This window comes from Parvimonas sp. D9, assembly GCF_035282565.1.
Lineage (GTDB): Bacteria > Bacillota > Clostridia > Tissierellales > Peptoniphilaceae > Parvimonas > Parvimonas micra.
Map to the genome: position 1 here is coordinate 74,365 of NZ_JAYKBM010000002.1, position 12,221 is coordinate 86,585.

Genomic DNA, 12,221 nt, shown 5'->3' on the forward strand with positions numbered 1-12,221 from the left:
AATTTCCTCCTATCTATTAACTGCTTTTCTAATTGTATTTTTAATATCTTCAACACTTGGTACAATTACTGCTTCTAAGTTTTTAGCAGAAGGTATATTTGTGTCGGCTCCAGCAAGTCTATAAATTGGTGCATCTAAATAATCAAAAGCATCACTTTCAGCAATTCTAGCTGAAATTTCTCCACCAAATCCACCTGTTTTAAATGAATCATGGCAAAGAACAAGTCTTCCTGTTTTCTTAACAGATTCAACTATCAAGTCTTCATCTAAAGGTACTAATGTTATTGGGTCAACAACTTCAACACTAATTCCTTCAGCTTTTAATTCTTCAGCTGCTTGTAAAGCTCTTTCTAACATTCTTCCCCAAGAAACTAAAGTTACATCTTTGCCTTCAACTTTAACTTCTCCTTTTCCAATTTCAACAATTTCTCCAATCTTTACTTCGCCTTTTCTTCCAAAAAGGGCTTTAGATTCAATGAAAATTACTGGATTATTATCTCTAATGGACGCTTTTAAAATTCCATAAGCATCATTTACGGTTCCCGGAGCAACAACTTTTAAGCCCGGAATATGGCAAAACCATGATTCAAGAGCTTTACTATGTTGAGCTGCAGATCCTGTTCCGGATCCTGATGCACAACGATAAACAACAGGAAGACTAACTTCTCCACCTAACATATATCTCATTGGAGCAGCTTCATTTACTATCGCATCCATAGCTATTGTAACAAAATCCATAAAAGTTAAATCAACGATAGGACGCATTCCCACTGATGCAGCTCCCGCAGCAGATCCTGCAATAGCGGCTTCACTTATAGGACAATCTCTAACTCTTTCTTCTCCAAATTCTTCAAGCATTCCAACAGTAGTTCCAAAGTCTCCTCCAAAAATACCAACATCTTCACCCATCAAAAATACATTTTCATCTCTACGCATTTCTTCGGACATCGCCTCTTTTATTGCTTCACGCAAAGTCATAATCTTTATTTCACTAGCCATAATCTTCTCCTATTAATTAATATTAAGCATAATTGTCTGTACATGCCTCTTTTTCATCTGCTAAAGGTGATTCTTTAGCAAAAGTTATTGCATCGGTGATTACTTTCTTTACACTTTCTTCTATATCATCAAGTTCAGTTTCAGTTGTAATTTTATTTTCAATTAAATATTTTTTATATGCAACATTTGGATCTTTTGCTTTCCATTCATCAACTTCTTTTTTATCTCTATATTTTCCAGCATCTGATGCAGAATGTCCAAACCATCTATAGCTTTTCGCTTCAACTAAAACCGGTCCATTACCTTCTCTAGCATAATCAAGTGCTTCACTCATAGCATCGTAGACATCTAAAACATTATTTCCATCTTCAACATAAATTGATTTTACTTTATAAGCATCAGCTCTATCGACAACTCTTTCAACTGTCATTGATCTTTGTTGAGACATTGAAATTCCATATTTATTATTGATTACATAAAATATTAAAGGCAATTTCCAAATTGATGCCATATTTAAACATTCATGAAAACTTCCTTCATTTGTAGCGCTTTCACCCATACAGCAAACAACAACATTGTCTGTCTTTTTCATTTTTTGAGCAAGCGCTGCACCTGTGCTTAAGCCATGTCCACCGCCAACAATACCGTTACAACCCATATTGTTTACTTCCAAATTGTAAAGGTGCATACTACCTCCACGACCTTTACATTGACCAGTAGATTTTCCTAAAATTTCTGCCATCATTTTTTTTATATCAATACCTTTTGTAATTGTCTGACCATGTCCTCTATGATTTGAATACATTAAATCTTCTTTTCTCATAGGATAAATGGCTCCTACATTCGCAGCTTCTTCTCCAACAGAATAATGTGTCATTCCATGAATAAAGCCTCTTGAATATAATTTGCTAAGTTCCATATCAAAATGTCTTATAAGCAACATTTTTTCATACATTTCCAAAAGTTCTTTTTTTGTTAATTTTTTTGAACTACTCACAATAAACCTCCAAAATTAAATATCAAAATTATTATTTTGTATTATGTATTTACCTCATATTAATAAGATATATCAAAACTTATTTAATTTTTTAACAATAAATTTTTAGAAATTTAATAATTGTGATTTAAATCACTATAACTTTTATTTTTTTATTACTTTTTTGTAATTATTTCATTTTTTATAAAATTATGATAGAATATATTTGTTATATAAATTTTAAGGAGAATATTATGAAAAAATTTTCAAAAATATTTTTAATATTAATGGTATTTCTATTAGTTTCATGTTCAAACAATAAAAAAGAAAAACAAAAAAATGCTTCAAACACATCAAATACAGAAATAATAACGGCTATAAAAAAGCAAGAATATAATTTGGATCCAAAACTATCAAATAGTTTAAATAACGACTCAGTTATGTCTCAACTTTTTGAAGGTCTTACCGAATACTCTTCACATGGAAAAATCGCCTTAAATCAAGCAGAAAGTATAGAAAAAAGTGAAGATTTTAAAAAATGGACAATTAAACTTAGAGATAATTTAAAGTGGTCTGATGGTTCAAATATTACTGCTGAAGATTATGTACAATCTTGGATTAGTATCTTAAATAATGCAAATAAAAATCCAAATGCTTTCAAACTATTTTTTATAAAAGATGCAAAAAAACTATATGATGGAAAAATAAAGCCAAATGAATTTAAGGGAATTAAGATCACGGATAAAAATACCATAGAAGTCAATATGGAGTATGCTGTTAAAAACTTTGATGAAATTCTTTCTAATGTATTTATGTTTCCAACAAAAAAGGACAGTAATATAGATAAAGAAAATCTTATAACAAATAGTGCTTTTAAATTAAAAAGCTATACCGATGAAGAAATAATTTTAGAACAAAATGAAAATTATTGGGATAATGTAAATACAAAAATTAAAAAAGTAACTTTGAAATTAGTTGAAAATGATATATTGGCTTATCAACTTTTCGATTTAAAACAAATTGACTTTTTCGGTCTTCCATTTTATGAAATTCCTTATGAAAGACGCCTTGATTCCAGCAAAAAGCCGGAACTGCTAAACTTTAAAACTAATGTTTTTGAATTTTTAAAATTAGATAAAAATAGTAAAATCTTAAAAAATGATACTTTAAGAAAAAACTTGGAAAAATTAATAGATCCTAAATTTTTAGCAGAATTCGTTTTGTATAATAATTCAGTACCTATTGTGCAAAAGGAAAAGTTAGTTTCAGAACAAATTACAAAATTAAAAAATGAAGTCGATGAAATCTTAAAATCTTCAAATTTACAAAATGAAATTCTAACTTTAAAACATAATGGAACAAAGTTATCTGAAAGAATTTTAGCATCTCTGTCAAAAGAGTGGATTGATAAATATAAGATAAAAGTAAGTATTAAAAGTGAAGGAAATTCTGAAATAACACATTCGATATTTAATATGGGAACGACTGATGAAATGGATATTAAATATTATATAAATCACTATTTACAAAATGATGATTTTTCAAAAATGTATACTTCAATTGAAGATATACAGAAAGAAAATCTTATTTTTCCATTATATAAACGTTCATTTTCAGTACTTGTTCACAATAATATTCAAGGGTTATATGTAAGTCCGAACGGACTAATGTTGATAAAAAATTTATTAAAACAATAATAAGAATCTCATCCTTCAATGATGCCTCCCATCAGATGAGCTCTCAAAAATCTTGTTGTTTTATGAGAAAAATTTGTATTTTATTATTAATATTTTGTGATATAATATAGCGGATGTAAAAATTATAAATATAGGAGTTTAGATTATGAAAAAAATTTTATTAATTTCAACAGGAGGAACAATAGCATCGATGCCTACTGATGAAGGTTTGACACCAAAAATCAATTCAAAAAAATTGCTTGAATATCTAAATTTTACAAAACTTGATTTTGAAATAGACACAGTAAATCTATTAAATGTGGACTCAACAGATATGCAACCCGAACATTGGCTAAAAATAAAAGATGAAATAAAGAATAATTATGAAAAATATGACGGTTTTGTTATAACTCATGGAACTGATACTATGGCATATACAGCTTCAGCTCTATCATATTTAATACAAAATAGTCAAAAACCTATTGTTTTAACTGGTTCTCAAAAGTCAATAGATATGCATATAACAGATGCAAAAAATAATTTATTAAATAGCCTTTTATATGCCTCAAAAAATAGTTCAAAAGGTATCAGCATTGTATTTGATGGAAAAGTTATAGCTGGAACAAGAGCAAGAAAAGAAAGGACTAAAAGCTTCGATGCATTTTCATCTGTAAACTTTCCGTTCCTAGCAATTATTCAAGATGAAAAAATTTATAGATATATAAATAATGAAGATGAAGATAAAGAAGTTAAGTTTTATGACTCATTAAATACTAATGTTTTTGTGTTAAAACTAATTCCTTCAATGACTGCTAAAATTCTACCTGAAATTTTCAAAAACTATGATGCAATAATAATTGAAAGCTTTGGTGTTGGCGGAATTCCAAAAACAATAGAAACAGAACTAAAGAAACTAATTTCAAAATACAATAATCAAAAAACTATAATAATGACAACTCAAGTACCACAAGAAGGTTCTGATGTTGGAGTTTACGAAGTTGGAAAGAGAATAAGCTCAATATCCTATTTAGAATCTCATAATATGACTACAGAAGCAACAGTTACAAAAATAATGTGGATTCTGGGAAATTTCGATAATGATTTTGAAACAGTAAAAAAATTATTCTATACAAAAATAAATAATGATATGATATTTAGTGAAAATTAAAAAAAGTTATAAATTCATAAAATCACAAAAAACTCAGGCAATAAAACAGCCTGAGTTTTTATAAATTTTATAGGTGAGTTGTGTATTAAATTAATATATTTCAAGTTCTTAGTTAAAATATTCCAAGTCCGGTAACAAATATAATTATTAATGCTATAGGTAACAAATAAGCTATAGGTTTAAAAAATGCAGGAACTTTAAGACCCTTTGCACCAGCATTAACTTCTTCTCTAAAGTTATCAAATTTCCAAACGATTAATACATATAGTATTAATGCTATTGCACCAAGTGGCATCATGATATTTCCTGACAAATAATCTGCAAAGTCAAATAAATTTTTTCCTATAATTTTAACTCCACTCATTATATTTAATCCAAATATTGTGAAGAGTCCAACTACAAAAATAGATGTCAAAGCACAAATTGTACCTTTTGCTCTTGATAATTTTAACATATCCGAGAATGAAGAACTAATTGGTTCCAAATATCCTAAAGCGCTTGACAATGCTGCAAAAAACATTAACAAGAAGAACATAAATCCAAATATTTGACCAAATGGCATATGCATAAATACATTTGACATTGTAACAAATAATAAGTTAGATCCTGAATCTGGTTTCAATCCTAATGCAAATACTGCTGGAAATGTTGCAAAGCCGGCTATTAATGCTGCTAATGTATCAAAACCAACAACCATTAATCCATCTTCTGGAATATTAGAATCTTTCTTTAAATATGAACCATATACAAAAGCTCCACCACTTGCTATACCAACTGAGAAGAAGCATTGTCCTAGCGCAGTAAGGAATGTTTGAGAAGTTACTTTTGAAAAATCAACATTTAAATACCACTTAATACCTTCTCCTGCTCCCGGTAAAGTTACGGATCTTATAACTACTATGATTAACATAATAAATAATGCAGGCATCATAAATTTACAAGCTTTTTCAAGACCTGAGTTTAAATTTTTAGCTGCTATTACTCCAATTATAACAGTACAAATTAAAGTCCACATTATAAGTTGAGTAGGATTTGCCATCAAATCATTAAAATTAGCAGTAAATTGTTCAGCTGTAAAACCCTTCATAGCTCCTGTAAGCATTTTAACAATATATGCCATTATCCAACCCATGATATTTATATAATAAGTTAGAATAAAAAATGCACTTAATACACCGAGCCAACCGAAACTTACCCAAGGACTTCCCTTCTTAGTTAATTTTCTCATCCCTACTATCGGACTTGCCATAGCTTTTCTACCTAATGTAACTTCCATATAGAATAAAGGAATGCCTATCACTATACAGATAGCTAAGTAAATCAATACGAACGCTCCTCCGCCATTTGTTCCGACTAGATAAGGAAATCTCCAAACATTTCCAAGACCTATTGAAAATCCGGCTGCAGCCATTATATAACCAAATCTACTATTCCAATTACTTCTATTTTCTTCCATAAATTTATCCTCCTATAAATTTTAGGCCAACATTCCACTTACATCAAGTTGTAAGTGGAATGTATTTTATTACAAATTTTTCTTTAGAAAAATGTTGCTTCTTCTATAGTTGTTGCTAAAGAGTCAACTGCTCTTTCAACTAAATCTTTTCTAACTGCATATTCTTTGTCTTTTTCTAAACTTGCATTTCCAACCGGATATGGAATTGCAACTGTAGGTACTATCCTGTTAGCTCCAACAGATTTTGAAATTGTAACTATTGTAGCCATGTGAACAATCGGTATTCCATATCTTTCGATTTCTTTTACTATCGTTGCTCCGCAACGTGTACAAGTACCTCAAGTAGAAGTTAATATAACGCCGTCAACTCCGGCTTCTTTTAACTCCTTACCAATTTCAACGCCAAATTTTATAGAATTTCCAACTGCTGTACCGGTTCCGGTAGTAGTATAGAAATACTTATAAACTTTTCCAATTTTCCCTTCTTTTTCCATTTCCTTAAGAATATCTACAGGTGCTACTCTATCAGGCTTTTCATTTGCATAAACAGGATCATAACCACCATGTATTGTACAATAATCTTTTCCCAATTCGTTTAAAGCAGAAATGTCATATTTACCCCACTTTTGGGCAGATGCTGATTGAATTTTATCAGGATTTCCCAACGGAACAATACCACCGCTTGTAACAACAGCAATAGTTGCCTTTGATAAGTCTACAATTGCTTTTGCAGGTTCAACCTTATCAAATACCGGCATTGGAAGTTCTGTTTCAAATTCTTCACCTCTTAATCTCTTCATCAACATCTCAGTTGCTCTGATAGCACCAATTTTTTCTGATAATACAGTAAGCCTCTTACCTTGAGCAAAATATCCGTCAACTAAAGGTTTAACTACTTCACCTTTTAATAATTTCAAAGTTAACTTTGCCATAACTGGTAGAGCTTTTCCCATTGAACTTGCAACATTACCTGTAGGCACTACATAAGCTATTGACTTACAAGCGTCAAGTCCTGGATTTTCTTCATACATTCCTGTAACAACTGGAATATTATAGTTTTCAGTTACAAATTTTGCAACTCCAGCACAAGCCATACCATATCTTCCAGCATTAAATGCAGGCCCTGCTACAACAATGTCAGGATTAACTTTATCCATTACTTCTTTTATAAATTTTAAAGATTCGTCTAAATTTTCATTAAAGAAGTTATCACCACAAATAATTGTTCCAACAACTTTTGCGTCTTGTCCTAAACTTCTTTCAAAACCCATTGCAGGTCCAACTGCTTTTTCATCAAAAGTTGGAGCTACATGAGCCATTTCTTCTCCACCAATTTGTCCAAAAAATTGGTTGATATAATATAATACTTTTTTACTCAAAACTCTCACCCCTCTTAGTATAATTCAACAGTTGCATTGTGATAACCTATTTCGGAAGTAGCTCCTATAACGGCATTCAATTCACATTCAAGAGTTCCAGTTTCAGGATTATAAGCTCCATCCCAACCACCTGCTAAATTAGCAATAGCTTCTGAATCTCCTAATACTTTATCAGCTTTTTCTAAATGAACAACATGGCTTACATTACCTGTTGAAACAACAGCAACTGATTCTTTTGATGTATCTGTTAATGGTTGACTCATTCCATCCCAACCTGAACATTCATCTGTTACAAGAACAGTTTTGATACCTTGTTTTTCAAGTCTTGTACAAATCATTACTAAGTCTGAGTCTGGGTTTCCGTAACCTTCTTCACTTACTATTACACCATTAGCTCCTAATAGTTTACAAAGTTTAGCAGTATAATCACAACATCTGAATTTTCCTGCTAAAGTTGTAAGTTCCGGAGTTAGAACAACACCTACAAAGTTAATATCTTTTCCATGTCTGCTGTATAAATCTAAAATACAAGCATTGTTTTGATGTTGGTAAGTAGTAATTTTATCACATGCAGCAACACAGTTTCCACTTATTACAGCTCCATCTAATTCTTCATTTGGATGAATTAATGTAGGAAGTGTTTGTCTTGTACATGTTCCATAGATATATCCATCATGAAGCAATCCTTGTGAAATCAACATTTCAACATAAACAACTTTTGGTAAATTAGGATACTTCTTAGTTTCTTCATCGTTGTCGCCTATGCCGTACTCAACAGTTTCATCAATCTTAGCATTTCTTCCTGCTTCACCGATTAATTCACTTGCCTTAAGTCCAACAAGTCTAACTACTTCTTCATGTTCATGTGGATGTAATCCTTCAACAACTTTGATATCTACTACGATATTATATGTTTTGGAAAACGGAGTCCATTTTGCTCCTTCTCCCCACATATCAATAACACCTTCTTGAAAACCTACAATATCTCCAATTGTAACAACCGCTGCTCCATAAAGCACATTAACAATACCTTCTCCTAATTGTGCAACATCTGTTGTAACTCCTGCAAATCCTTTAGCACCTTTAATCTTTACTCTAGGTTCAATAACGTCCTTTACAGGTATAATTCTTGTCTTTTCTCCCGGTTTTGCAAAATCAATATCAATATCTTTAACTCCCGGTTCCTTCTTTAATTCATTAACAATTCTTTCCTTGTTAATAAATAAAGTATGATTTTCAACTTTAGTTTCTTCACCAAATGCCAAATCTTTAATGAAGATTCTGTTCACTTGAAGTTTCAAAATACCACCTCCACTTATTTTTTCAAATTGTTGAGTGCTTTGTATTCTTCCAATGCACTTTCAACCAGCATTAAATCAACTAACTCATAATCTCTAACATTTTTAAAATCAATATTTCTATTTTTCATTATTAGATTATATTTATCAATCGATTCTTCAATAATCAACACACTATTTTCATCAAAACAGTTTTCATCTTCAATTACAATACTCCTAACAGATGAAAAAACCATTCTGATACTAGCAGGCAAAGGATGACTTACCAGAGAGCATCCTTTATGTATTAAATCTCTTGCAGTGGTTAAAACATCAATATAATTACCATCAACAAATTCAACACAATCAAATTTTTCTTTTACTAAAGAATTATTAGATACAATTTTTAAACTCAAACAAATCACTTCCTTTGTTAATTGTATTATAATATATTATTTTTAGTATTTCAAAAGTATTTTATAAGTTTTTTATTTGTTGAAAATGTTTATTTTAGATAGTTATTTAAAAAAATTTTAAAATTTGAGGCACTTATAAAACATTAAAAAATTTTATGAAAATCCATTTTTTCATAAATAAAGATTGCAGAAATGTAATAATTAATAAAATTTATCTATTAATAAATTTATTATTTATTTTTTTAACAATAAAATTTGTTCATCGCTATAAAAATAATTTCACCTAACCATATCTTGTGTCGAAATAATTAATAAAATTTAAAATTTATTGTTCTTAAATATAATTCCACCCTTCAGCTATGCTTTGCATCGGGTGGGTTCCCGGGAATCTTGTTGTTTCACAATAAAAAAAGTGATTAGTCAATCTAATCACTCATTCTCTATCTTATAATAATGCCGATTTTATTTTTTCTACAAAATCCTCAATATGTTCTCTTGCATATTTTTCAGCCATTTCTTCATCTTTGTTTTCAAATGCTTCCACAATCTTTTTAAATGTTCTTGTAAAAATTTCCATATCACTAAAATATATATCACAATAATGCCACAGTCTTTCTGTTTGACAATGTAAATCTGTTAATATATCTATCAACCAAGGATTGGCACAAGATTTTGTAACTATTTTATGAAATTTTTCATCAAGTAAAATTGCCTCTTGGTAATTTTTTGTTGTATCATAAGTTTCTAAAGTTGAAACTATTTCTTTAAGCTGTTTTATGTCTTCATCTGTTAATTTTGAAACTGCAAGTTTTGTAGCAAGCGGATCCAAAACTTTTGTAACTTCAAACAGTGATTTTATATTTAAAAAATTCAATGTTGCAACTTGAACTCCGTATCTTGGAACAATATCAACCAACTTTATAGATTCTAGTTGTTGAAATACAGTTCTAATTGGGGTCCTACTAACTCCAAACTCTTCCGATAATTCAATTTCGTTCAAAATTTTTCCGGGTTCATATTGTAAAGTTACAATTCTATCTTTTAAAACATTAAAAATATCTTCCTTTGTTCTACCTCTTTTATTCATAAAACATCTATCTCCTACATTAACTCAATCATATGTTTTATTATTTCCGTTGATTCCGTTCCTAAAACACAAATTTCATACATTTTATTTCTTTTTAAATCAACAATCTGACAATTTGTTTCTTCACAATTCATATTATTTTGTTCTTGTATTGAAACATAGCCATATTCATCATCCAAGTTTTCAAAACCTAAAAAGAATTTGTTTTTGTTAATTGTATCAAAAATCAAAATTTTAAAATTATCTGAACTTTTTTCCGATAAATATTTTTCATCAAAATTAAAGCCATCTGAACTTTCATATTCATTTAAAAATATAGCATTATCAGTTGTTAAATAGCCTTTAATTTTACCATTGTACTCAAACCAGCTTGGTATTTTCAAAGAAAAATCTAAATCTTTTAAAAACTTATCGTAAAAATGATACCCAACTTCGTATCTAACTTTCCTATATGCAAAATTTGATGCTGAAAATTTATTTACCCCTAAATATTTATATATTTCTCTGGAATATTTTTGTGGTAAATGTATTTGTACATTATTTTCGATTAAATTTTCAAACATAAACATAACCATAGACAATCTTTCATCAAAATCGTCAACTAATGTCAAATCTTTCAAGTTATTCCAAACATGGTAAAGCAAATAATTTTCATCAGAATAAGGATCTAATACTTTTTCATTAAACAAGAAAATTCTCTTTTTAATAGCTTCAATATCATTTGTATACAAGTTTTCAAACTCTGTTAAAGAAATTACGCCCATATAAGTACAAATATAATCTTCTATAGTTACAGGAAAAATTTTTTTGTTATCCATAAATATGGACTTAATTCTAATATTATCTCTATTGTTTAAAATAAGCTCTACTCTATTTTTAAACCAAAGATCATACATTTCTTTAAGTCTTTCAAAATTACCATCTTTATAAAATCCTGTATCATCTTTAATTTCAAACTTACAACCTAAAAATGAAAAGAGTTCGTTGATAAAATCTACAACTAAAATATGATAACCTACTCCATAATAGCAAGTTTCAGTTTTCATTTCTATTTCTTCATCAATTTTAAAATTCAATGAAAGATAAGGAAGAATTTCAAAGTTTAGAATCATCAAACCATCCATTTCTTCAAGTGAAAATCCATAATTACCATTTTCTGCAAATTCATCAATTTTTTCTAAAAAATCATCTATATCGTATTGAAATTTAACACTTATTCCAAAATTTTCCATAAGACACCTCTACATATTCAATCACATCATAACATTTATTTTATCACAAATTACAAACAATATCAAACTGTTGATAGGAGTATTTTTTGTGGTATAATTAAACTAGTTCGTATAATTTTATTAAGGAGAGAATGTTATGAAACAAAAATTTTTAAATTTTATGAAAGATAGATATGACGGAGACATTTTAAATAATATTATCTTCTACTTTGCAATTGGATTTTCAATTATAAATCTATTTAGAAGAAGCAATATTTTAACAATAACTTCTGTAATTTTAATTTTTATTGCACTTTTTAGAGCATTTTCAAAAAACAAAAGAAAAAGAGCAATGGAACAATTAAAATTTTTTAATCTAATTTCTCCAATATATTCTAGACTTTTAAAATTCGCATCTAAAGACAGAAAAAATTATATATATTTTAAGTGTAAAAACTGCAAACAAGAGCTTAGAATTCCAAGAGGAAAAGGAAAGATAAAAGTAATTTGTCCACATTGCAAACATGAAGAAATTAAAAAAAGCTAGAATAAATTTTATATAAAAAACCTAATCTA

At 29.0% G+C, this 12,221-nt stretch carries 11 protein-coding genes; 3 read left to right on the top strand and 8 right to left on the bottom strand.

What is annotated here, in order from left to right:
• Window positions 1-9 precede the first annotated feature (9 nt).
• A complete protein-coding gene (locus VJI94_RS02575) occupies window positions 10-999 on the bottom strand; it encodes an alpha-ketoacid dehydrogenase subunit beta (RefSeq protein WP_324008220.1) in 990 nt (329 codons plus the stop codon).
• A 22-nt stretch (window positions 1,000-1,021) separates the two neighbouring features.
• Complete coding sequence (locus VJI94_RS02580) at window positions 1,022-1,996, bottom strand: thiamine pyrophosphate-dependent dehydrogenase E1 component subunit alpha (protein WP_324008221.1); 975 nt, start codon at window positions 1,994-1,996, stop codon at window positions 1,022-1,024.
• Between the two features lie 233 nt (window positions 1,997-2,229).
• Here VJI94_RS02580 and VJI94_RS02585 point away from each other — a divergent pair, with 233 nt between their 5' ends.
• A complete protein-coding gene (locus VJI94_RS02585) occupies window positions 2,230-3,672 on the top strand; it encodes an ABC transporter substrate-binding protein (protein WP_324008222.1) in 1,443 nt (480 codons plus the stop codon).
• Window positions 3,673-3,817: 145 nt separating this feature from the next.
• Complete coding sequence (locus tag VJI94_RS02590; RefSeq protein WP_324008224.1) at window positions 3,818-4,819, top strand: asparaginase; 1,002 nt, start codon at window positions 3,818-3,820, stop codon at window positions 4,817-4,819.
• 112 nt (window positions 4,820-4,931) lie between these two features.
• Here the strand turns inward: VJI94_RS02590 and VJI94_RS02595 are convergent, their stop codons facing one another.
• From VJI94_RS02595 to VJI94_RS02620, 6 genes are all read right to left on the bottom strand, one after another.
• Window positions 4,932-6,275 (bottom strand): sodium-dependent transporter, encoded by a 1,344-nt coding sequence (locus tag VJI94_RS02595; protein ID WP_269754450.1) that lies wholly within the window; start codon window positions 6,273-6,275, stop codon window positions 4,932-4,934.
• A gap of 83 nt (window positions 6,276-6,358) precedes the next feature.
• Complete coding sequence (locus VJI94_RS02600) at window positions 6,359-7,654, bottom strand: glycine/betaine/sarcosine/D-proline family reductase selenoprotein B (protein ID WP_324008225.1); 1,296 nt, start codon at window positions 7,652-7,654, stop codon at window positions 6,359-6,361.
• A gap of 14 nt (window positions 7,655-7,668) precedes the next feature.
• The gene (locus VJI94_RS02605) at window positions 7,669-8,955 is read right to left on the bottom strand and encodes a glycine/sarcosine/betaine reductase component B subunit (protein ID WP_324008226.1); all 1,287 of its coding nucleotides are present in this window, start codon (window positions 8,953-8,955) and stop codon (window positions 7,669-7,671) included.
• Between the two features lie 14 nt (window positions 8,956-8,969).
• Entirely contained in the window at window positions 8,970-9,347 is a 378-nt protein-coding gene (locus tag VJI94_RS02610; RefSeq protein WP_324008227.1) for a GrdX family protein, read from the bottom strand.
• A 445-nt stretch (window positions 9,348-9,792) separates the two neighbouring features.
• The gene (locus VJI94_RS02615; protein ID WP_029948659.1) at window positions 9,793-10,434 is read right to left on the bottom strand and encodes a GntR family transcriptional regulator; all 642 of its coding nucleotides are present in this window, start codon (window positions 10,432-10,434) and stop codon (window positions 9,793-9,795) included.
• A gap of 14 nt (window positions 10,435-10,448) precedes the next feature.
• Window positions 10,449-11,666, bottom strand: coding sequence for a hypothetical protein (locus VJI94_RS02620; RefSeq protein WP_269755466.1), 1,218 nt, complete (start codon window positions 11,664-11,666; stop codon window positions 10,449-10,451).
• A 136-nt stretch (window positions 11,667-11,802) separates the two neighbouring features.
• Here VJI94_RS02620 and VJI94_RS02625 point away from each other — a divergent pair, with 136 nt between their 5' ends.
• Window positions 11,803-12,192 (top strand): hypothetical protein, encoded by a 390-nt coding sequence (locus VJI94_RS02625; protein WP_324008229.1) that lies wholly within the window; start codon window positions 11,803-11,805, stop codon window positions 12,190-12,192.
• The last annotated feature ends 29 nt before the right edge of the window (window positions 12,193-12,221 follow it).